This is a genomic window from Hymenobacter daeguensis (genome assembly GCF_054780555.1).
The window spans coordinates 227,456-251,232 of the sequence record NZ_BAAGWC010000004.1 but is presented as its reverse complement, the minus strand read 5'-3'; the positions used below and the strand labels follow the sequence as shown (position 1 = coordinate 251,232).

The 23,777-nt window shown below is 64.0% G+C and carries 13 protein-coding genes; 8 read left to right on the top strand and 5 right to left on the bottom strand.

Translation table 11 applies throughout. The annotated features are described in order from the left end of the window. Nucleotides 1-149: 149 nt before the first annotated feature. The 5 genes from kdpC to ACYVHT_RS08095 form a co-directional block, all read right to left on the bottom strand. On the bottom strand, nucleotides 150-710 hold the full coding sequence (gene kdpC / locus ACYVHT_RS08115; protein ID WP_460549870.1) for a potassium-transporting ATPase subunit C: 561 nt from the start codon (nucleotides 708-710) through the stop codon (nucleotides 150-152). 197 nt (nucleotides 711-907) lie between these two features. Beyond that, nucleotides 908-2,953, bottom strand: a complete 2,046-nt coding sequence (gene kdpB, locus ACYVHT_RS08110) for a potassium-transporting ATPase subunit KdpB (protein ID WP_460549868.1) — start codon at nucleotides 2,951-2,953, stop codon at nucleotides 908-910. Between the two features lie 153 nt (nucleotides 2,954-3,106). Continuing rightward, nucleotides 3,107-4,807: a potassium-transporting ATPase subunit KdpA gene (gene kdpA, locus ACYVHT_RS08105; protein WP_460549866.1), complete on the bottom strand. Its 1,701-nt coding sequence runs from the start codon at nucleotides 4,805-4,807 to the stop codon at nucleotides 3,107-3,109. Nucleotides 4,808-4,947: 140 nt separating this feature from the next. Beyond that, on the bottom strand, nucleotides 4,948-5,025 hold the full coding sequence (gene kdpF, locus ACYVHT_RS08100) for a K(+)-transporting ATPase subunit F (protein ID WP_460549876.1): 78 nt from the start codon (nucleotides 5,023-5,025) through the stop codon (nucleotides 4,948-4,950). A gap of 551 nt (nucleotides 5,026-5,576) precedes the next feature. Then, nucleotides 5,577-6,929, bottom strand: a complete 1,353-nt coding sequence (locus ACYVHT_RS08095) for a sigma-54-dependent transcriptional regulator (RefSeq protein ID WP_460549864.1) — start codon at nucleotides 6,927-6,929, stop codon at nucleotides 5,577-5,579. Between the two features lie 310 nt (nucleotides 6,930-7,239). Here ACYVHT_RS08095 and ACYVHT_RS08090 point away from each other — a divergent pair, with 310 nt between their 5' ends. From ACYVHT_RS08090 to ACYVHT_RS08055, 8 genes are all read left to right on the top strand, one after another. Further along, nucleotides 7,240-10,050 (top strand): family 78 glycoside hydrolase catalytic domain, encoded by a 2,811-nt coding sequence (locus tag ACYVHT_RS08090; protein WP_460549862.1) that lies wholly within the window; start codon nucleotides 7,240-7,242, stop codon nucleotides 10,048-10,050. A 224-nt stretch (nucleotides 10,051-10,274) separates the two neighbouring features. Then, on the top strand, nucleotides 10,275-11,372 hold the full coding sequence (locus ACYVHT_RS08085; protein ID WP_460549860.1) for a glycoside hydrolase family protein: 1,098 nt from the start codon (nucleotides 10,275-10,277) through the stop codon (nucleotides 11,370-11,372). A gap of 69 nt (nucleotides 11,373-11,441) precedes the next feature. Continuing rightward, nucleotides 11,442-13,931 carry a beta-galactosidase GalB gene (gene galB / locus ACYVHT_RS08080; protein ID WP_460549858.1) on the top strand — a complete coding sequence of 830 codons (2,490 nt, stop codon included), beginning with the start codon at nucleotides 11,442-11,444 and terminating at the stop codon, nucleotides 13,929-13,931. Nucleotides 13,932-14,056: 125 nt separating this feature from the next. Continuing rightward, complete coding sequence (locus tag ACYVHT_RS08075) at nucleotides 14,057-17,341, top strand: glycoside hydrolase family 2 TIM barrel-domain containing protein (RefSeq protein ID WP_460549856.1); 3,285 nt, start codon at nucleotides 14,057-14,059, stop codon at nucleotides 17,339-17,341. A 190-nt stretch (nucleotides 17,342-17,531) separates the two neighbouring features. Beyond that, complete coding sequence (locus ACYVHT_RS08070; RefSeq protein ID WP_460549855.1) at nucleotides 17,532-18,692, top strand: ABC transporter substrate-binding protein; 1,161 nt, start codon at nucleotides 17,532-17,534, stop codon at nucleotides 18,690-18,692. A 155-nt stretch (nucleotides 18,693-18,847) separates the two neighbouring features. Next, a complete protein-coding gene (locus tag ACYVHT_RS08065) occupies nucleotides 18,848-21,307 on the top strand; it encodes a CaiB/BaiF CoA transferase family protein (RefSeq protein ID WP_460549853.1) in 2,460 nt (819 codons plus the stop codon). After that, nucleotides 21,297-22,544: a type 2 periplasmic-binding domain-containing protein gene (locus ACYVHT_RS08060; RefSeq protein ID WP_460549851.1), complete on the top strand. Its 1,248-nt coding sequence runs from the start codon at nucleotides 21,297-21,299 to the stop codon at nucleotides 22,542-22,544. Before ACYVHT_RS08065 ends, ACYVHT_RS08060 begins: the two co-directional genes overlap by 11 nt. Beyond that, entirely contained in the window at nucleotides 22,537-23,604 is a 1,068-nt protein-coding gene (locus ACYVHT_RS08055) for a Gfo/Idh/MocA family protein (protein WP_460549849.1), read from the top strand. The genes ACYVHT_RS08060 and ACYVHT_RS08055 overlap by 8 nt, the downstream gene beginning before the upstream one ends. Nucleotides 23,605-23,777 lie beyond the last annotated feature (173 nt).

Sequence of the window (23,777 nt, the reverse complement as noted above, 5' to 3'; positions counted from 1 at the left end):
GCCGCCGGCGGCGCCGGGGCGGCGGGCGGCGGCACAGCCAGGGCCGGGTCGGGGGTGGTAGGCGTGGTTTGGGCAGCGGCGGCCAGCGGCAGCGCCGCCAGCAGCAGGAAAGCGGAAGATTTCATCGGGAGAATTTTGTGCAAAAGAAGCTATTTGGCTGCCAGGGCATCGAGCGCCAGGTTCAGCCGAAGCACGTTCACGTGGTCGGGGCCGAGGGTACCGGGCTCAGTTTGCTGCTGCACCAAGGCGCGCACGCGGGCCACATCGAGCTGGCGGGCGGCGGCCACGCGGGGCACCTGCACCAGCGCGGCGGCCGGCGAAAGGTGCGGGTCGAGGCCCGAGCCGCTGGCCGTGATGAGCTCGGCGGGTACGTCGGCGGCTTTCACGCCGGGGTTTTGCAGCAGAAAGGTGTCGAGGCGGGCTTTCACCACAGCCAGATACTCGGGGTTGCTGGGGCCTTTGTTGGAGCCGGAGCTGGCGTCGGCGTGGTAGTCGGCGGCCGAGGGGCGCGAGTTGAAGTATTCGGGCTTGTCGAACTTCTGGCCCACGTTGGCGAAGCCCACCACGCGGCCGTTTTTCACGATTTGCTCGCCCTCGCCGTGGCCGGGCGCGAGCTGGGCGGCGGCGGTAATCAGAGCCGGATAGAGCACGCAGCACAGCACCAGCATGGCAAGCGTGAGGCGAAGGGCGGAAATAAGTTGGGATTTCATGGAATTGGGTTGGTTAACGGCTGGCGCGCGTCTGCGACGCGTGCCGGCTGGGTTCGAGCCGGTGGCTCGGGTTGGGATGACGCCTGCGATGGCTGCAGGAATTAGATAATGCTGATGAGTGGGAATGGCTGCGGTACCCGAGCCGGAGGCTCGAACCCAGCCGGCACGCGTCGCAGACGCGCGCCAGCCAGTGCCGGCTACAAAAACGCCCCCACCAGCAGGTCAATAATCTTAATCCCGATAAAGGGCACCACCACCCCGCCGAGGCCATAAATCAGCAGGTTGCGGCGCAGCAGCGCGGAGGCACCCACCGGCTTGTAGGCCACGCCTTTCAGTGCCAGCGGCACCAGGGCCGGGATGATGATGGCGTTGAAAATCACGGCCGAGAGAATGGCCGACTGCGGCGACTTCAGGCCCATGATGTTGAGCGCGCCCAGGGCCGGGATGGCCACCATGAACAGTGCCGGCACGATGGCGAAGTACTTGGCCACGTCGTTGGCGATGGAGAAGGTAGTGAGCGTGCCGCGCGTCATGAGCAGCTGCTTGCCGATTTCGACCACTTCGATGAGCTTGGTGGGGTCGTTGTCGAGGTCGACCATGTTGCCGGCTTCCTTGGCGGCCTGCGTGCCCGAGTTCATGGCTACTCCCACGTCGGCCTGGGCGAGGGCGGGGGCGTCGTTGGTGCCGTCGCCCATCATGGCCACCAGCTTACCCTGCTGCTGCTCGGCGCGGATGTACTGCATTTTGTCCTCGGGCTTGGCTTCGGCGATGAAGTCGTCGACGCCGGCTTTTTCGGCGATGAACTTGGCGGTGAGGGGGTTGTCGCCAGTCACCATCACGGTTTTGATGCCCATGGCCCGCAGGCGCTCGAACCGTTCCTGAATGCCGGGCTTGATGATGTCCTGCAGCTCGACCACGCCGAGTACCCGGTCGTTTTCGCTCAGCACCAGCGGGGTGCCACCGTTTTTGGCCACGGTTTGCACGCGCTCGGCCACTTCGCCGGGGTAGGCCTGGCCGGCGGCTTCGGCCAGGCGGCGCATGGCGTCGGCCGCGCCCTTGCGGATGCGGGTGCCGCTGGCCAGCGTCACGCCCGACGAGCGGGTTTCGGCCGTGAACTTGATGAGCTCGGCGCCGTTGAGGCGGGCCTGCAGTTGGGCGGGGTCCACCTTGTTGTCGCGCGCCAGTTCCACAATGCTTTTGCCCTCGGGCGTTTCATCGGTGAGGGAGCTGACGGTGGCCTGCTCGATGAACTCCTGCATGGGCACGCCCGGGGCGGGCCAGAAGTGCGTGGCTTTGCGGTTGCCGATGGTGATGGTGCCGGTTTTGTCGAGCAGCAGCACGTCGACGTCGCCGGCCGTTTCCACGGCTTTGCCGCTTTTGGTGATGACGTTGGCGCGCAGGGCGCGGTCCATGCCCGCAATGCCGATGGCCGAGAGCAGCCCGCCGATGGTGGTCGGAATCAGGCACACGAACAGGGCGATGAAGGAGGCCACCGCAATGGGCGTTTTCGAGTACTCGGCGAAGGGCTGCAGCGTCACGCACACAATCACGAACACCAGCGTAAACCCGGCCAGCAGGATGGTGAGGGCAATTTCGTTGGGCGTTTTCTGCCGCGACGCGCCTTCCACCAGCGCAATCATCTTGTCGAGAAACGACTCGCCGGGGGCGGTGGTCACCTGCACCACGATGCGGTCGGAGAGCACCTTGGTGCCGCCCGTGACGGACGATTTATCGCCGCCCGCCTCCCGGATAACCGGGGCCGACTCGCCGGTGATGGCCGACTCGTCAATCGTGGCCAGTCCTTCGATAATCTCGCCGTCGGTGGGAATAATCTCCCCGGCTTCGACCACGAAAACCTGCCCCTTCTGGAGCTGGGCCGACGATACGGCCGTCATCGAGCCGTCGGGCTGGCGCACGTTGGCGGGCGTGTCCTGGCGGGTTTTGCGGAGCGAGTCGGCCTGGGCTTTGCCGCGGGCCTCGGCAATGGCCTCGGCGAAGTTGGCGAACAGCAGTGTGAGGAACAGCACCACGAACACCGTGAAGTTGTAGCCGAAGCTGCCCTGCGCCGCATCGGGCCGGAAGAGCAGGCCTAGGGTGACGAAGAACATCACCACCGTGCCGATTTCTACGGTGAACATCACCGGGTTGCGGAACATGGTGCGCGGGTCGAGCTTCACGAAGGCCTGGCCGACGGCTTCACGCACCAGCGCGGGTTGAAAGAGGGATTGGGATTGGGTTGCCATTGTGCGGGCGTTCACCTCACCCCCCGGCCCCCTCTCCTGCGGAGAGGGGGAGCCACGGAGGCTCGATGATGCTTAAAAGCAGAGAAGGATTCTTTTAAAAAGTCGTCTGGCTCCCCCTCTCCGCAGGAGAGGGGGCCGGGGGGTGAGGTGACGTTAGTACAGCGTGAAATGCTCGGCCAGCGGGCCCAGGGCCAGGGCGGGGAAGAAGGCCAGCGCGGCGATAATCCAAATCACGAAGAAGACCATCACGCCGAAGGTGGCGGTATCGACGCGCAGGGTGCCGGCGCTTTCGGGGATGTACTTTTTGCGGGCCAGCAGGCCGGCAATAGCCACCGGGCCGATGATGGGCAGGTAGCGGGCCAGTATCATCACGATGCCAGTCGAGATATTCCACCAGGGCGTGTTGTCGCCGAGGCCCTCGAAGCCCGAGCCGTTGTTGGCGGCCGAGGAAGTGAATTCGTAGAGCATTTCGCTGAAGCCGTGGTAGCCGGGGTTGGCCAGCCAGCCGGCGTACTCGGTGGGGTTGCCGGCGTAGATATGGGCCGACATGGCCGTGCCGGCCAGAATCAGCAGCGGGTGCAGCAGGGCCACAATGATGGCAATTTTCATCTCGCGGGCCTCGATTTTCTTACCCAGCAATTCCGGCGTCCGCCCCACCATCAGGCCCGAGATGAACACGGCGATGATGACGAAGACGAAGAAGTTGAGGAAGCCCACCCCTACCCCGCCGTAGAAGGCGTTGGTCATCATGCCCAGCAGCTCGGCCATGCCCGAGATGGGCATGTGCGAATCGTGCATGGAGTTGACGGAGCCGCAGGAAATGATGGTGTTGGTGATGCCCCAGTAGGCCGAGGCCGCCGCGCCGAGGCGCACTTCCTTGCCCTCCATGGCCCCCAGGCGCTGGTCGGCGCCCAGGTGGGTAATGGCAGGGTTGCCGTGCATCTCGTAGTACACCGTGGGCGCCAGCAGCATCAGGAAGCCCACCGTCATCACCCCAAACACCATGTAGGAGAGCTTGGGCCGCTTCAGGTAGTAGCCGAAGGCAAACACCATGGCCAGCGGAATGAGCACCAGGGCGAAGTTCTCGACGGCATTGGTGAGGTAGGTGGGGTTTTCGAGCGGGTGGGCCGAGTTGGCCCCGAAGAAGCCGCCGCCGTTGGTGCCCAGCTCCTTGATGGCAATCATGGCGGCGGCGGGGCCGCGGCTCACGTTCACGGAGTCGCCCTGCACGGTCACGATGGGGGCCTTGCCGGTCCAGTTCATGGGCGTGCCCTGGAACACCAGCACCAGGGCCACCACCGTGGCAATGGGCAGCAGCACGCGGGTGATGCTCTTCACGAAGTAGTCGTAGAAGTTGCCCAGCTTCTCGGTGGTGCCTTCCTTGAGGGCGTTGAACACGACCACGCAGGCGGCCATGCCGGTGGCGGCCGTTACGAACTGCAGGAAGGTGATGGCGAACAGCTGCGAGAAGTACGTGGCGCCCGACTCGCCCGAATAGTGCTGCAGGTTGCAGTTCACCAGAAACGAGATGGCCGTGTTGAAGGCCTGGTCGGGCGTCATGTTGGGGTTGTGGTCGGGGTTGAGCGGCAGGCTGCCCTGGAAGCAGAACACCAGCATGGCCCAGACAAACCAGGCCAGGTTGATGGTGAGCAGCGCTACCAGGTGCTGCTGCCAGGTCATGCCGCGCTTGGCATCGATGCCGCCGGCGCGGAACAGCAGCCGCTCGAGGGGCGCCAGGAAATCGGTCCAGCTCTTGTCGCCGCGGTAAATGGTGGCCAGAAAGCGGCCCAGCGGCAGTGCCAGCAGCACCGTGCTCCCGAAAATGAGCAGGATGCCGAGGAGTTCTTTGTTCATGGGGATTGGGGAATTAAGAAGCTCAGAACGTCATGCTGAGCTTGTCGAAGCATCTCTACCGCTTCGTTGGGTTGATTGAATTAGTATAGCGGTAGAGATGCTTCGACTGCGCTCAGCATGACCGTTCCGGGGAGTTCAAATCAGAATTTCTCCGGTTTCAGCAGCACGTAGCACAGGTAGCCGAACGTGGCGACGGAGAGCAAAAGCAGGGCGAGCATCATGGCGATGGCGGGGTTAGATGTGGTCGAAAAAATCGACCGATTTGTAGAAGAGCCAGAAGCAGCCGAGGCCGGCGGCGGAGAGGAGGGGGATGAGCAGCAAGGGAGCCATAGGGCAGTTGATTGTTGGGGTGTGCCAGCCCCCTCGCCAAACCTGTTCCGGCTTCCCGTCAGGCCCGTTATTATTCCGCAACTCATTTATCTACAGCGAATAAATTTTTTATTTACTCAAATCCAGAAACCCCCGAACGCAGAAAACCGGGTCATTCTGACCCGGTGCGGCGGTCAGAATAACCCGGTTTCTTGAGTATCGGCAGCGGTTCAGGTGCCGGCCGGGGTGGCTACTTTATCAGCTTGGCCGGCGTCAACCTCACCCCCTGCCCTCCTCTCCTGCGGAGAGGGGGCACCGGTTCGTGAAGTCCTGTAGCACATGCTTTAGCTTGTGCCCGTTAGGAGCCGCGCAACGATGCACAAGCTGAAGCATGTGCTACGAGGCGTCAGGCTCCCCTCTCTTTTGGAGAGGGGCCGGGGGTGAGGTTCCCGGCACCCGCCTACAGCCCGTACTCCTGAATCTTGCGGTACAGCGTCTTCGTGCCGATGCCGAGCTGACGGGCGGCTTCCATCTTGTTGCCGCCGGTGTCGAGCAGCACCTGCCGAATCTGGCGTTTCTCCTGGGTGCGCAGGGTGCGGTCGGTGGCCTCGTCGAGGCCGGGCGCAGGCAGAAAGTGGTGGAATTCCGGTGGCAGGTCGTCCACGGTCAGGGTGTCGCCGTCGGCCAGGATGGCGGCGCGCTCCAGCACGTTCTTCAGCTCGCGCACGTTGCCGCGCCAGTCGTGGGCGCGCAGCTGGGCCAGCACCTCGGGCTCCAGGCCGCGCAGGCGGCGGCGCAGCTTGGCGGCGAAAAACTGCAGGAAGTAGTCGGCCAGGGCGGGCACGTCGTCGCGCCGCTCGTTCAGGCCCGGCACGGGCACCGTGAACACGGCCAGGCGGTAGTAGAGGTCGGAGCGGAAGTGGCCGGCTTCGGCTTCCTCGCGCAGGTTGCGGTTGGTGGCGGCCACAATGCGCACGTCCACGCTGGTGGGGCGGGTGTCGCCGAGCTTGGTAAACTGCCGCGTCTCGAGCACCCGCAGGAACTTGGCCTGCACGTTCAGCTCCAGCTCCCCAATCTCATCCAGAAAGATGGTGCCGCCGCTGGCTTCTTCCAGCAGCCCTTTCTTGTCGGCCAGCGCCCCCGTGAAGGCCCCTTTGCGGTAGCCAAACAGCTCCGACTCGAGCAAATCCTTCGGAAAGGCCGAGCAGTTCACGGCCACGAAGGGCTTGCTGCGGCGCGGGCTGGCCTGGTGGATGGCCTGGGCAAACAGCTCCTTGCCCGCGCCGGTGGGGCCTTCGAGCAGCACGGTGCTGTCGGTGGGGGCGGCGCGCTGGGCCAGGCGCTTGGCCTGCTCCAGCGCGGCTGAGTGCCCAATCATCGAGTCGAAGCTGTACTGGGCGCCCACTTTCTTCTCCAAATCGGCCACGCGGCGCTGCAGGCGGGCTTTTTCGGCGGCGCGCTCCACCACCACCGCCAGCTGGTCGTCGGCGTCGCCCTTGGTCAGGTAGTCGAAGGCGCCTTCTTTCATGGCGCGCACGCCGTCGGCAATGGTGCCGTAGGCGGTCATCAGCACCACTTCAGCCAGGGGGGCGAGGGCCTTGTAGCGGGGCAGCAGGTCGAGGCCGCGGCCGTCGGGCAGCTTCACGTCGCTGAGCACGACGAGGATTTCCGAAGCGTATTCGCGCAGCATTTCGAGGCCGCGCATGGCGTCGGGGGCCTGGCGCACGAGGTAGCCTTCCAGCTCCAGGGTGCGGGCCACGGCCTGGCGCAGCATGGCTTCGTCGTCGATGAGCAGAATGGTGCCGGTGGGCATAAAGCGGGCAGTTGGGTGAGCCGAAAAATCGGGGCGAATGAGGCGGCAAGGTAGCAGGTGGCGCGGATGGATTTCGGCCGCCAGCCCCCGGGGCCGACGCTATGCTAACATCCTATAAGAAGTTGCCAAAGAGTAGCACGGGGCCGGTTATCAGAAATTCTACATTTGTTGGCAGCCCTGCGCAGTGGAAATTTCCATTCCGTCGGGATATTCTCATCCAGGCCGGACATTCTGCCCGGCCGCTCTCCGCAACAGGCAAATTAGCTGGCCCCTTTCGCTTAAATAAAGGAGTTAACTGAACACCAGGTCAATGAAAACCCGTCCGTCCTTTCACTTCAGCGCCCGGCGGCTTTTCATTTTTCAAGCGGTTCTTTTTGTACTGATTTATCATCCGGCCGCCGCGCAGCAACTGGCCGTGGCCAACCTGAAATGCGAGTACCAGCCCCAGCCGCTGGGCGTGCAAACCCGCACGCCGGCGCTCAGCTGGGAGTTGCGCACCGACCGCCGCAACGTGCGCCAGACCGCCTACCAGGTGCTGGTAGCCGACAGCCGCGCAAGCCTTGATAAGAACCTGGGCAACGTCTGGGATTCCGGCAAAACGGCTTCCAGCGCGTCCATCCAGGTGCGCTATGCGGGCCGGGCCCTGCAGCCGGCTCAGCCTTATTATTGGAAGGTAAAAACCTGGGACAACCACGGCAACGCCTCCGCATGGAGCCAGCCGGCGGAGTGGCAGATGGGCCTGCTCGCGCCCGCCGACTGGCAAGGGGCCGCCTGGATAGCCTACGACCAGTTGCCCGCCGAGCGCGTGACCGTGCTGCCCGTTGACGGCCGCAAGGACACCTACAACGGCAACAACACCCTGCCCCTGCTGCGGAAGCAGTTCACCGCCAAAAAGCAGCCGACGCAGGCCACGCTGTTTATCAGCGGCCTGGGCCAGTTTGAAGCCGTGCTGAACGGCCGGAAAGTCGGCCACCACTTCCTCGACCCCGGCTGGACGAAGTACGACCGGCAGGCGCAGTACGTGACTTTCGACGTGACCAACCAGGTTAAAAGCGGCGCGAATGCGCTGGGCGTCATGCTCGGCAACGGCTTCTACTACGTGCCGCCGGTGAAGGAGCGCTACCGCAAGCTCAAGTCGGCCTTCGGCTACCCGAAGCTGATTTGCCGGCTGGCCCTCACCTACCCCGACGGCTCGCGCCAGGATGTGGTGAGCGACCTGAGCTGGCGCACCGCCGCCGGGCCGATTACCTTCAGCAGCATTTACGGCGGTGAGGACTACAACGCCACGCTGGAGCAGGCCGGCTGGGCCACGACGGGTTTCGACGCGCAGAAATGGCGGCCCGTCATCGCCGTGGATGGGCCGGCGGAGCGGGTGGCGCAGCAGCAGGAGCCGCTGCAGGTTTTCGACACTTTTCAAGCGAAAAGCACTACCCAGGCCCAGGCGGGCAAGTGGGTATACGACTTCGGGCAGAACGCCTCGGGCATCATCGAGCTGCGGGTGCAGGGCCGGCGCGGCGACACGGTCCGCCTTGCCCCGGCCGAGCTGCTGGCCGCCGACGGCACCATCACCCAGAAAAACATGGGGCGCGGCTTCTACTTCACCTACATCCTGAAAGGCAGCGGCGTGGAAACCTGGCGGCCGCGCTTCACCTACTCCGGCTTTCGCTATGCGCAGGTGGAAGGCGGCGTGCCGAAGGGCGAAAGCAACCCGCAGAACCGGCCCGAAATCCTGAGCCTCACCGCCCTGCACACCCGCAACGCGGCGGCGAGCGTGGGCGAGTTTGCGTGCTCCAACGACTTGTTCAACCGCACCAATGCACTGATTGACTGGTCCATCAAAAGCAACCTGGCCAGCGTGTTTACCGACTGCCCGCACCGCGAAAAGCTGGGCTGGCTGGAAGAAACCCACCTGATGGGCGCGTCGATGCGCTACCGCTACGACATTGCCACGCTCTGCCGCAAAACCATGGCCGACATGCGCGCCTCGCAAACGGCCGAGGGGCTGGTGCCGGAAATCGCGCCCGAGTACGTGAAGTTTGAGTGGGGCGGCGACATGTTCCGCGACTCGCCGGAGTGGGGCAGCGCCAGCATCATCCTGCCCTGGTACGTGTACCAGTGGTACGGCGACCGGCAGGTGCTGGCCGATAATTATGCCATGATGCAGCGCTACGTGGCCTACCTTGGCACGAAGGCGAGCGGGCACCTGCTCGCGCAGGGCCTGGGCGACTGGTACGACCTCGGCCCCAAGCCACCGGGCACCTCGCAGCTCACGCCGATGGGCGTAACCGGCACGGCCACTTACTATTACGACCTTACGCTGCTGGCCGGCATTGCCCGCCTGCTGGGCAAAACCGCCGATGCCACGGCCTACGAGCAGCTGGGCGCGGAAGTGAAAACCGCTTTCAACGCCAAGTTCTTCAACCCCCAGACCCGGCAGTACGCCACCGGCAGCCAGGCCGCCAACGCCATGGCCGTGTACATGGGCTTGGTAGCGCCGGCCGACAAGGCGGCGGTAATCGAGAACATCGTGCAGGACATCCGCAGCCGCGACAACGCCCTGACGGCCGGCGACATCGGCTACCGCTACCTGCTGCGCGTGCTGGAAGACGCGGGCCGCTCCGACGTCATTTTTGCCATGAACAACCGGGCCGACGTGCCCGGCTACGGCTACCAGCTGGCCCACGGCGCCACGGCCCTCACCGAGTCGTGGGCCGCGCTGCCCACGGTGTCGAACAACCACCTGATGCTCGGGCATTTGCAGGAATGGTTTTACGGCGGCCTGGCGGGGATTCGGCCGGCTGATGGGTCGGTGGCCTTCGATAAAATCGACATCCGGCCCGAGCCGGTGAGCGGCGTGCGCAGCGCTCGGGCCACGCACCAGTCGCCCTACGGGCTGATTGCGAGCGACTGGCAGAAGTCAACAACCGGCTTCACGCTGATTGTGACCATTCCGGCCAACACCACGGCCACCATCTACCTGCCGGCCGCTGCTTCGGCGCGCATCACGGAAGGCGGCCAGCCGCTGGCGCAGCACCCGGAGCTGCAGCCGCTGGGCTTCGCGGAGGGCCGGGCGCGGGTGCGGGCGGGGTCGGGGACGTATCATTTTGAAGTTTTGCTATGAATATCAAGCTCCGCCTGGCGTCGACCTCACCCCCTGCCCCCCTCTCCAAAAAAGAGGGGGCACCGGCTTTGCGTGGCCGGGTCACCTCACCCCCGGCCCCTCTCCTGCGGAGAGGGGAGCCAGTCGAACTTCTGCGTTTGCTGACGTCCAGCTCCCCCTCTCCGCAGGAGAGGGGGCCGGGGGGTGAGGTCAACACCAAGCGGAGCGCATGGCTCCTCCTCGCCTTGCTTCTCATCACGACTCTCGCCCACGCGCAGAAACCCCTGCCCAAAGAGGTGCCCGCCGCCGCGATGCAGCAGGTGTACGAGGAGGTGAAAACGCCCCACAAGTACGGCCTCGTGCTCGTCACCAACGACAACCAGAAAAAGATGGACTGCCCCACCGTGTTCCGCAAAAACGGGCAGTGGTGGATGACGTACATCATTTTCGACGGGCGCGGCTACGAAACCTGGCTGGCCCAGAGCAAGGACCTGCTGAAGTGGGAAACCAAGGGCAAAATCCTGGCTTTCACCGACACCACCGACTGGGACACTAACCAGAAAGCCGGCTACGTGGCCCTGCAAGACCCCAAGTGGGGCGGCAGCTACGAGTGGCAGCCCTACCAGGGCCGGTACTGGCTGTCGTACTTCGGCGGCAACTCGCGGGGCTACGAGAAGGGCGTGCTGTCCATCAGCCTGGCCTCGACCGACAAGGACCCCACCACCCTGCCCACCTGGCAGCGCCTGCCCCAGCCCGTGCTGCGCCCCGACGATAAAGACGTGCGCTGGTGGGAAAACCACACCATCTACAAAAGCTCGGTGGTGTGGGACAAGGCCAAGCTCACCGGCCACCCCTTCGTGATGTACTACAACGCCAACGGCGACAGCCTCAACGCCAAGCGCGGCGCCGAGCGCATCGGCATGGCCGTGAGCGACGACATGACGCACTGGACGCGCTACCTGCGTAACCCTGTGCTGAACCACCACACCGGCATCACCGGCGATGCCTACCTGCAAAAGATGGACAACGGCCTGTGGGTCATGTTCTACTTCGGGGCCTTCTACCCCGGCGTGAAGGGCGCCGTGAACCGCTTCGCCTGCTCCTACGACCTCACCCACTGGACCGACTGGACCGGTGCCAACCTGATTGAGCCCTCGGAGCCCTACGACGAGCTGTTCGCCCACAAGTCCTTCGTGCTCAAATACAAAGGCGTGGTATACCACTATTACTGCGCCGTGAACAAAGCTGACCAGCGCGGCATCGCGGTGGCCACCTCGAAGGACCTTGGCAAGAGCACCGTGGCCTTCATTGCACCGCCGGTGAAGAAACCGAAAACCAAGTAGCGCGGACTTTCAGTCCGCGAGTTCAACGCTTCCATTCGCGGACTAAAAGTCCGCGCTACATCCCACCCAATGCCTCGCCTCTTCCTCCTGCTTTTCCTGCTGCTCAGCGCATCCACTGCGTCTGTGGGCGCGCGGCCGGCTGCGCGGGTAGTCGTGGACTTCAACAAGGGCTGGAAATTCTACCTCGGCGACGAAGCCAACGCCAAAGACACCGATTTCAAGGATGTCGGCTGGCGCAGCCTCACGCTCCCGCACGACTGGAGCATCGAGGGCAAATTCGACGAGAAGAACCCCGCCAAGCCCGAGGGCGGCGGCCTGCCCACCGGCATCGGCTGGTACCGCAAGACGTTTACGATGCCGGCTGTTCAGGGGAAAAACGTTTATATCGAGTTCGATGGCGTGTATAAGCACAGCGAAGTGTGGCTGAATGGCCACTCGCTGGGCCAGCGGCCCAACGGCTACATCTCCTTTCGCTACGAGCTGACGCCCTACCTGCGGCCCGCCGGTCAGCCCAACGTGCTGGCCGTGCGGGTCGACAATTCGGCCCAGCCGGACTCGCGCTGGTACACCGGCTCGGGCATCTACCGCAACGTGCGGCTGGTGACCACCCACCAGGTGGCCGTGGGCGAGTGGGGCACCTTCGTGAGCACGCCGCAGGTGAGCGCCAGGGCCGCCACGGTAGCCATGCAAACGCAATTGCGCAACGCCACCGGCACCCCCAAAACCGTGACCGTGGAAACCGTGCTGCTGGATAAAACCGGTCAGGAAGTGGCGCGGCAGGTGAAATCGGGTGTGCGGCTGGCCGGCACTTCCGCTACTATTTCGCAAACGCTGAACCTGCCGAAGCCGCAGCGGTGGTCGGTGACGAAGCCGTATCTGTACCGCGTGCGAACCACGATTCTCGCCGGGAAAACGGTGGAGGATGAAGTTGAAACGCCGCTGGGCGTGCGTACCTGCGTGTTCGATGCCCAAAAAGGCTTCCTGCTGAACGGGCAGCCGCTGCGCATCCAGGGCGTGTGCCAGCACCATGATTTGGGCGCGCTGGGCGCGGCCGTGAACGTGCGGGCGATGGAGCGGCAGCTGGAAATGTTGCAAAAGATGGGCTGCAACGCCATCCGCACCGCCCACAACCCGCCTGCGCCGGAGCTGCTGGACTTGTGCGACCAGATGGGCTTTCTGGTGCTGGATGAGGCGTTTGATATGTGGGTGAAAAAGAAGAACTCGCAGGACTACCACCTCGATTTCAAGCAGTGGCACCAGCGCGATTTGGAGGACCAGATTCGGCGCGACCGCAACCATCCGAGCGTGTTTCTGTGGAGCATCGGCAACGAAATCCGCGAGCAGTTCGACAGCACCGGCACCCGCCTCACCCGCGAGCTGACGGCCACCGTGAAGCGCCTCGACCCGACGCGGCCCGTCACCTCGGCCCTGACCGAGCAGGAGCCGGCCAAGAACTTCATCAGCCAGTCCGGCGTGCTCGACGTGCTGAGCTTCAACTACAAGCACGCCGACTACCCCCAGCTGCCCCGTAATTTTCCCGGCCAGAAATTCCTGGCCACGGAAATTGCCGCCGCCTTCGAAACGCGCGGCCATTACGACCTGCCTTCCGACAGCATCCGCATCTGGCCGCTCGATGGCAAAACCAAGCTCACCACCGGCAACCCCGACCTCACGGCCAGCAGCTACGACAACGCCCGGCCCTACTGGGGCGCCACCCACGAAGCCGCCTGGCGCGCCGTAAAAAACAGCCAGTTTATGACCGGCGCGTTCGTCTGGAGCGGCTTCGACTACCTGGGCGAGCCGCTGCCCTACCCCTGGCCCGCCCGCAGCTCCTACTTCGGGGTCATCGACCTGGCCGGCTTCCCCAAAGACGCCTACTACCTCTACCAAAGCGAGTGGACCACCAAGCCCGTGCTGCACCTGCTGCCCCACTGGAACTGGACGCCCGGCCAGCTCGTGGACGTGTGGGCCTACTTCAGCCAGGCCGACGAGGTAGAGCTGTTCCTCAATGGCAAGTCGCTGGGCATCAAAAAGAAATCCCCCGACGACCTGCACGTGATGTGGCGCGTCCCTTACGCTCCCGGCACCCTGCAAGCCATCTCGCGGAAAGGCGGCCAAACCGTCCTCACCAGCACCATCAAAACTGCCGGTAGCGCCGCCAAAATCGAGCTAACGGCCGACCGCACCCAGCTGCGCGCCGATGGCAAAGACCTGTCGTTCCTCACCGTGCGCGTGCTGGACGCGGCCGGTAACCTGGTGCCCGACGCGGCCAATCTGGTGAAATTTTCGGTGAGCGGCCCGGGCTTTGTGGCGGGCGTAGATAACGGGTACCAAGCTAGTCTGGAATCCTTCAAATCGCCGGAGCGCAAGGCCTACAATGGGCTGGCGCTGGCCATTATTCAGACGAAGGAGCGAGCCGGCGCCATTACCGTGCGGGCCGAGGCGGCGGGGCTGCAAGGGGCAAGCGTGGTGCTGGAAAGTGCGGACCTGACGGGTAACCTCACCCCCCGGCCCCCTCTCCCGCGGAGAGGGGGAGCCAAGCGTTCAGCAAAGAACTGATTTCGAAACCAATGTATAGATTCAACCTACTTTTTTTTCAACTCCTAAAGAGTCGTCAGGCTCCCCCTCTCCGCGGGAGAGGGGGCCGGGGGGTGAGGTGCGCCGTCTGGGCGGCCCTGCTCCTCTTGCCTCTACTATCACGCGCCCAGGAAGCCAGCGTCTACTTCTTCCCCAACGTCTCGCACGCCCCCGCCATCTACCCCGGCGCGGAGGCCGATGGCTACCAGATTCCGCAAGTCACCGAAATCAACCGCGACCGGTCGCGGGCCACGGCTTACTCCTTTCTCACCGAAAAAGATGCCCTGGCCGGCGACCGCGACAAAACCTCGCGCCTGCTGTCGCTCAATGGCTTGTGGGATTTCAAATTCGCCATTAAGCCCGCCGATGCGCCCAGGGACTTCTACAAAAGCCGGGTGAGTGGCTGGAAGCAGCTGGCCGTGCCATCGAACTGGGAGATGAACGGCTACGACCTGCCCATTTACAAGAGCGCCAAGTACCCGTTTCGGCCCGTCGACCCGCCGTTTGTGCCGCAGGATTATAACGGCGTGGGCTCCTACCAGCGCAGCTTCACGGTGCCGGCCGGCTGGCAGAATCAGAACGTGACGCTGCATTTTGGCGGCGTCAGCTCGGCGTTTAAGGTGTGGGTGAACGGGAAGTTCTTGGGCTACGGGGAGGACAGCTGCCTGCCCTCAGAGTTCAACGTGACGGCCTACGTGCAGCCGGGCGAAAACGTGGTGTCGGTGCAGGTAATGCGCTGGTCCGATGGCAGCTACCTCGAAGACCAGGACCACTGGCGGCTGAGCGGCATCTTCCGCGAAGTGCTGCTGCTGGCCGAGCCCAAGCTGCGCATTGCCGACTTTCACTGGCAGGCCAAGCTCGACAAGGACTACAAAGATGCCGTGCTGAGCATCCGCCCGCGCCTCGAAAACCTGACCGGCAACCAGGACCTTGCCGGCTATCAGGTGGCGGCGCAGCTCTACGACAAGCAGGGCCAGCCGGTATTGGATAAGTCGTTGCAAATCACGGCCGACGGCATCCTGAACGAAAAGTACCCGCGCCTCGACAACGCGAAATTCGGCCTGCTCGAAACCACCATCCGCAACCCGCTGAAGTGGAGCGACGAGGCCCCCAACCTCTACACGCTGGTGCTTACGCTCACCGACAAAACCGGCGCGGTGCTGGAGGCCAAGAGCTGCAAAGTGGGCTTCCGCACCATCGAGTTTTCCAAGGGTAACGGCAAGCTGCTGATTAACGGCCGGCTCACTTACCTCTACGGCGTGAACCGCCACGACCACCACCCCACCAAGGGCATGGCCGTGAGCCGCGACGACATCCGGCAGGACGTGCGCACGCTCAAGCAGTTCAATTTCAACTGCATCCGCACCAGCCACTACCCCAACGACCCGTATTTCTACGACCTCTGCGACGAGTACGGCATCCTCGTCATCGACGAAGCCAACCTCGAAACCCACGGCCTCGGCTCCAAACTCAGCAACGACCCGGCCTGGACCTCCGCCTACCAGGAGCGCAGCATGCGGATGGCCCTGCGCGACAAAAACCACCCCAGCGTCATCTTCTGGAGCCTCGGCAACGAGTCCGGCCGCGGCCCCAACCACGCCGCCATGGCCGCTTGGCTGCACGATTTCGACATCACCCGGCCTATCCACTACGAGCCCGCCATGGGCGACCCGCACCTGCCCGGCTACCTCGACCCCAGCGACCCGAACTACCCCAAAAACCACGCCTACCGCATCCAGGTGCCCCGCGACCAGGCCTACGTGGACATGGTGAGCCGCATGTACCCCGGCCTGTTCACGGCCGAGCTGCTCGCGGGCCAGCAAAACGGCGACAACCGCCCGATTTTCTTCTGCGAATACGCCCACTCCATGGGCAACGCTACCGGTAACATGAAGGAATTCTGGGACATCTGGCGTAGCACGAAGCGCATCATCGGCGGCTGCATTTGGGAATTCAAGGACCAGGGCCTGCTGAAAAAGGACTCCACCGGCACCGCGTTTTACGCCTACGGCGGCGACTTCCAGGAGAAGTATTACGACGACTTCACCATCAAAGGCATCGTGGATTCGGAGGGCCAGCCGCACGCCGCCATCTACGAGTGCAAGCGCGTGTACCAGCCGCTGGAATGCACCCTGGCCGACGCCACCCAGGCCCGCGTGCGGGTACAAAACCGTGCCGCCCTGCTCAACGCCGACGCCTACGCCGCCACCCTGATTCTGCGCGAAAACGGCCGCATCATCAGCACCCGGCCGCTGCCCCGGCTGCGGCTGGTCGCCGGGCGCGACACGGTTATTTCCCTCCAAAACTACCTGCCGAAGCTGAAGCCCGGCGCAGAGTATCTGGCCAACATATCCTTCACGCTGCCCCAAGCCACCGCCTGGGCCGACGCGGGCCACGAAGTCGCCACCAACCAGTTGGCCCTCACCAGCCTGGCCCAGCCGAAACCTGTTGCAGCCAAGCAGCCGGCCGTGGCGGTTAGCAATGAGGCAGCGGCTTACCAGTTGAGCGGCAAGGACTTTCAGGTGACCATCGACAAGGCCAGCGGCGCGCTCACGTCCTACCGCTACCGCGGGGCCGAGCAGTTGGCTGCCCCGCTCCTGCCCCACTTCACCCGCCCCCTCACCGACAACGACCGGCGCGGCTGGAAGGCCGATAAGAAGCTGAAGGAGTGGTTCACGGCCGCGCCCAAGCTGCAAAGCCTCACCCTCGACCAACGCAACGCATCCCGCCCCAGCCTCACCAGCACCTATGGCCTCATCGACGGCCAAACCACTGTGCGCGTGACCTACACGCTGAACGGCGATGGCACCCTGAAGGTAGATTACCACCTCACACCCGCCGCCGGCCTGCCCAACATCCCGCGCATCGGCATGCAGTGCGGCATTCGCCAGACGGCGCCGCAAATCAGCTACTACGGCCGGGGCCCGCTGGAAAACTACATCGACCGCCGCTACGGCTTCGACGCGGGTATTTACACCCAGCCACTCAGCACGTTTGCCGATTCCTACGTGGTGCCCATGGAGTACGCCAACCGCACCGACGTGCGCTGGATGCAGCTCACCGACCCGCAAAAAACCGGCCTGCTGGTGGTGGCCGACAGCCTGCTGAGCATGAGCGCCTGGCCCTACACCGAGCAGAACATCCAGGCCGCCCGCCACACTAACAAGCTGAAACCCGCCGGCTTCACCACCCTCAACATCGACCTCGCCCAAATGGGCGTCGGCGGCAACACCAGCTGGGACGCCCAGGCCGCCCCGATTGACAAGTATCAATTGCCCGCGAAATCCTACCGCTACAGCTTCTATCTGCTGCCCATCAGCGGCAAAAAGGACGCGGCGGCGGTAGCGAATAGTGTTCGATTTGATAGCAAACCAGAACGTCATGCTGAATAAAAAGAACGTCATGCTGAGCGCAGCCGAAGCATCTCTACCGCGCCGCCGTGGCTCCCCTCTCCGCGGGCTTCGCGCTTTAAGCGAACCGGGGTCGGGGGTGAGGTGACCCGTTAGACGAAGCGGTAGAGATGCTTCGACTTCGCTGCGCTCCGCTCAGCATGACCGTTTCAGATATAAACAAACATCAAAAATGCCCACCGAACCCATCCACCTCAAAGGCATCACCTGGAACCACAGCCGGGGCTTCGTGCCCATGGCCGCCACAGCCCAGCGCTTTTCGGAATTGAACCCCAACGTGCGCATCACCTGGGAAAAACGCTCCCTCCAACAGTTTGCCGATGAGTCGATTCAGCAGCTGGCCGAGCGGTTCGACCTGCTGGTGATTGACCACCCGTGGGCCGGCTTCGCGGCGCGCACCGGCTCCATTTTGCCGCTGGACGAGCACCTGCCCGCCGAATTCCTGGCCGACCAGCAGGCCAATACCGTGGGCCACTCCTTCGAGAGCTATAGCTTCAACGGCAACCAGTGGGCCCTGCCCATCGACGCCGCCACGCCCGTAGCCGCCAGTCGCCCCGACCTGCTGGCCCGGCACGGCCTACAACTTCCCGAAACCTTTGCCGACCTGCTGGCCCTGGCCGACCGCGGCCTGGTGGCCTTCGCGCTCATCCCCATCGACACGCTGATGAGCTTCTACATGTTCTGCTGCTCATTGGGCGAAGACCCGTGCCAGCGCGAGGACGAAGTGGTGAGCGAAGCTATTGGCGTGCAGGCCCTGCAGCTATTCCGCGAGCTGGCCCGTCGCGTCGACCCGGCCTGTTTCCAGCGCAACCCCATTCAGGTGTACGAGGCCATGACGCAGACCGATGAGCTGGCCTACTGCCCCTTCGCCTACGGCTACTCCAACTACGCCCGCCGCGGCTACGCCCGCCGCCTGCTGCACTTCCACGACATGGTAAGCCTGACGCCCGGCGGCACCCGCCTGCGCAGCACGCTTGGCGGCACCGGCCTGGCCATTTCGGCCCAGTGCGCCGAGGTCGAAACCGCCGTGCGCTACGCCGAATTCGTGGCCTCGCCCGCCTGCCAGCAGACGCTGTATTTCGACAACGGCGGCCAGCCCGGCCACCTCGCCGCCTGGCAGGATGCCCACGTTAACGCCAACTCCAGCAACTATTTCCTAGACACGCTGCCGGCCCTGCAGCGCGCCTTCCTGCGCCCCCGCTACCACGGGCACATGTTTTTCCAGGACCACGCCGGCGAGCCCGTACGCCAATACCTGATGAACGGCGGCGACGAAAAGAAGCTGCTGGGTGAGTTGAACGAGTTGTATTTGAAATCGAGAACGATGGCGTGAAAACGCACCATTTAAACCGTCATGCTGAGCGCAGCGGAGCGGAGTCGAAGCATCTCTACCGGTGAACTAACTCCTGACACCTGCAATGAAGCGGTAGAGATGCTTCGACTCCGCTGCGCTCCGCTCAGCATGACGATTAGTAAAAGAAACCCACCATGTCCCTCCCCCTCTCCGGCCTGTTAGTCATCGAGTTCAGTCAGTTTCTGGCCGCGCCTTCCGCGGGCCTGCGGCTGGCCGATTTGGGCGCGCGCGTCATCAAGATTGAGCGGCCGGGCTCCGGCGAGGCCGGCCGGCAGATTGCCATCAAAAACCTATTTGTGGAAGACAGCAGCCTGGTTTTTCATACCATCAACCGCAACAAGGAATCCTACGCCGCCGACCTCAAAAACCCGGATGACCTCGCCCAGGTGAAGCAGTTGCTGGCCCGGGCCGACGTGATGACCCACAATTTCCGGCCCGGCATCATGGAGAAAATCGGCCTCGACTACGCCGCCGTGCGCGCCCTCAACCCGCGCCTCATCTACGGCGTGGTGACGGGCTACGGCCCCACCGGCCCCTGGGCCACCAAGCCGGGGCAGGATTTGCTGATTCAGTCCTTGTCGGGCCTCACTTATTTGTCGGGCACGCAGGACGACAGCCCGACGCCCTTCGGCATCGCGGTGGCCGACATTATCTGCGGCTCGCACTTCGCGCAGGGCCTGCTGGCCGCGCTGCTCCGGCGCAGCAAAACCGGCCAGGGCGCACTGGTCGAAGTAAGCCTGCTCGAATCGGTGCTCGACATGCAGTTTGAACTGCTCACCACGCACCTGAACGACGGCGGCCAGCTGCCCCAGCGCGGCGCGGCCCGCGGCACCGCCCACGCCTACCTCAGCGCGCCCTACGGCATTTACCGGACCCAGGACGGCTACCTGGCCCTGGCCATGGGCAACCTCGATAAGCTCGACGCGACGCTGAATCTGGGCATCCTGGACGCCTACCCCACCGCCAGCTCCTGGTTCGACGGCCGCGACGACATCGCCGAGCGCCTCGCTACCGCTCTCCGCGAAAAGCCCACCGCCACCTGGCTGACCACGCTGGAACCGCTGGGCATCTGGTGCGCCGAGGTGCTGAACTACCAGCAAGCCACCGCCAGCCCTGGTTATCAGGCGCTGGGCATGCAGCAATTTGTGACCCTGACTGACGGCCAGCAGCTGCCGACCACGCGCTGTCCCATTCGCATTGATGGCGAGAAGCTGTATTCGGATAAGGCCGCGCCGAAACCGGGGCAGGATACCGAGGATATTAAGGAGGAGTTTGGGCTGGGTTCGGCCTCCGCGTCAACCTCACCCCCTGACCCCCTCTCCAAAAAAGAGGGGGCACCGGCTCGTGAGGACGATTCTTACGTTGAATTCGCCAAAAGCAAATCCGGTGCCCCCTCTTTTTTGGAGAGGGGGTCAGGGGGTGAGGTTTCGTTAGGCAGACCGTTGGAAAACCTCCTGGTCGTCGATTTCAGCCAGTTCCTCTCCGGCCCCTCCGCTGCGCTGCGCCTGGCCGATATGGGCGCCCGCGTCATCAAAATTGAGCGGCCCGAGACGGGCGACATCTGCCGGCACCTCTACACCTCGAACGTCATTATGAACGGCGAGTCGTCGGTGTTTCACGCCATCAACCGCAACAAGGAGAGCTTCGCCGTCGACCTCAAAAACGAGGACGACAAAGCCCAGGTGCGCGAGCTAATCCGGCGCGCCGATGTGGTGATGCACAACTACCGCCCCGGCGTGATGGAGCGCCTCGGCTTCGATTACACCAGTGTGAAAGCCCTGAACCCCAACGTGGTGTACGGCGAGATATCCGGCTACGGCTCCGAAGGCCCCTGGCGCGACAAGCCCGGCCAGGACCTGCTGCTGCAATCCGTATCGGGTCTGACCTGGCTGAGCGGCAACGCCGATGCCGGCCCCGTGCCCATGGGCCTGTCCATCGTGGACATGCTGGCCGGCGCGCACCTCGCCCAAGGGCTGCTGGCCTGCCTGGTGCGCCGCAGCGGCGCGGGCGGGCTCGTGCAGGTGAGTATGCTGGAATCGGCCTTCGATTTTCAGTTCGAAACCCTCACCACCTTCTTCAACGACGGCGGCGTGCTGCCCCAGCGCACCCGGCACAACAACGCCCACGCCTACCTCGGCGCGCCCTACGGTATCTACCAGACCAGCAACGGATTCCTGGCGCTGTCCATGGGCTCGATTCCGGTGTTGGGCCGGCTGCTAGGCTGCGAGCCGCTGCTGCATTACCCCGAGCCCGCGCAGGCGTTCACCCAGCGCGACGAAATAAAAGCCACGCTGGCCGAGCATTTGAAAACCGACACCACCGAAGCTTGGCTGGCCATCCTAGAGCCCGCCGATATCTGGTGCGCCAACGTGCTGAGTTGGGATAAGCTGCTGGCCCACGAAGGCTTCGCGGCGCTGAACATGGTGCAGGAAGTGACCATGAGCGACGGCTACCCCTACCGCACCACCCGCTGCCCCATCCGCTTCGATGGCTCGCTGCTGACCTCGCCCATCGGCTCGCCCAAGCTGGGCCAGGACAACACCACCATCCTGGCCGAAATCGCCACCCTGCAAACTGCCCGCCATGACGCCTGAGCCCGCCGTTTTCCGCATTGCCGTGCGCCAGTTTGGCCCGTTCGAAAGTGCCATGGCGAAGCTGTGGGCCGGCTTTTGCCAGGAGACCGGCTGCCAGCTGGCGGTAGAAATGGTGCCGATGGATTTGCACGAGCTGCACACCAGTCTGCTCACCGACCGGGGCCTGCAAAACGGCACCTGGGACGTCGCCCACATCAACACCGACTGGCTGGCCGAAGCCCACGCCGCCGCCGCCCTCGAAAACCTGACGCCCTATCTCAACGAAAACCCGCCCGCCGATTTTCCGCAGGGCTGGAGCCCGTCGCTGCTCGCTATGCAGCAATACGGCGCCGCCGTGCTGGGCCTGCCCTTCCACGACGGCCCGGAATGCCTGATTTACCGCCGCGACTTATTCGAAAATCCTGCCGAGCAGGCCGCCTTCCGGCAGCAGCACGGCCGCGACCTGCGCCCGCCCCAAACCTGGGCGGAGTTCCAGGCCGTGGCCCGCTTCTTCCATCGCCCGGCCGAAAACCGCTACGGCCTGGTAGCCGCCGGCTATCCCGATGGCCACAACACCGTCTTCGATTTTTGCCTGCAGCTCTGGACGCGCGGCGGCCAACTGGTGGACGGCCAAAATCGGGTAAATATCAACTCCCCCGCCGCGGCCGAGGGCCTCGCCTACTACCGCCAGCTGCTGCGCGACACCGACGCCGTGCACCCCGCCACCAGGCAGTACGAATCGGTGGCCGCCGGCCAGGCCTTTATGCGCGGCGAGGCGGCCATGATGATAAACTGGTTCGGCTTCGCGGCCGTGTGCGAGGTGGAGGCCACCTCCGCCGTGCGCGGCCGGGTCGATATTGCCCCCATTCCCCGCGGCGAAGGGCCTGGCGGCCGCTCGGCTTCGCTGAACGTGTACTGGCTCTACGCCATCGGCGCGGGCAGCCGGCACAAAGCCGTGGCGTATGCGTTTCTGCGCTACGCCACCCGCCCCGAAAACGACAAGCTGCTCACGCTGGAAGGCGGCATCGGCTGCCGGATTTCGACCTGGCACGACACCGAAATCAACGCCCTCGTGCCCTACTACCACAAGCTGGAGCTGCTGCACCAACAGGCCGAAACCCTGCCCCGCAACACCAGTTGGGCGCGCATCGCGGCCATTATTGATGAGGTGGTGCTCGAAGCCATTAACACCGATGCGCCGGTGGCCGAACTACTCGCCGCCGGCCAGCAAAAAATCAACGCCCTCGACCATGTTTAAGCTGGAAAACCACGAGATTCCCTACCTGCCCGTGCTGCCGCAGCGGCCGCGGCCCATCGTCATCATCGGGGCGGGCGGCATTGTGCACGACGCGCATTTGCCGGCTTACCGCAAGGCTGGTTTCGAGGTGGTGGGCATCACCAACCGCACCCGCGCCCGCGCCGAGAAGCTGGCCGCCGCCTGGGGCATCCCGCACGTGTACGATTCGGTGGCCGAGGCCGTGGCCCACGCCCCTGCCGATGCCGTGTACGACATCACCATCATGCCCGAGCAGTTCGTGGAAACGCTGAACCAACTGCCCGACGGCGCCGGCGTGCTCATCCAGAAGCCGATGGGTGACTATTTCTGGCAGAGCCAGGAGATTCTGGAAGTGTGCCGCCGCAAGCACCTGGCCGCCGCCATCAACTGCCAGCTGCGCTTTGCGCCCTACGTGGCCGCCGCCCGCGAGATGCTGCGCCAGGGCCTCATCGGCGAGCTGTACGATATGGAAGTGCGCGTGACGCTGGAAACGCCGTGGGAGCTTTTCCCGCACGTGATGGTGCACCCGCGTCTCGAAATCCAGTACCACAGCATCCACTACATCGACCTGATACGCAGCTTCCTGGGTGAGCCCAGCCGCGTGTTGGCCAAGACGCTGCGCCACCCGGCCAAGGCGCTGTCTTCGTCACGCTCCACCATTCTTTTCGATTATGGCGACACGCTGCACGCCGTCATCAACACCAACCACGACCATTCCTTTGGCCCCGAAAACCAAGAGAGCTTCATCAAATGGGAAGGCACGAAAGGCGCCATCAAAGCCCGCATGGGCTTGCTGATGAACTACCCCCACGGCGTACCCGACAAGTTTGAATACTGCTTCCTGCGCGAGGGCAAGCCGCCCGCCTGGCACACCGTGCCGCTCGAAGGCTCCTGGTTTCCGGATGCCTTCATGGGCACGATGGGCAGCCTCATGCGCTTCGTGAATGGCGAAACGGACGTGCTGCCCACCAGTGTGGAGGATGTAATCAAAACAATGGCCGTGGTGGAAGCGGCCTACGCCTCAAGCGACGGCAAACAGTAGCTTGGACTTTGTAGTCCGAGCGCGAGCGCAGCGAGCATCTGCGCCACGGTAAATTATTCTAAACCACGCCTACGCAGATGCTCGCTGCGCTCGCGCTCGGACTACAAAGTCCAAGCTACTTCTTATGTACTTCAAATCCACCTTTTTCGAAGACTACACCCTCGGCGAAAAGC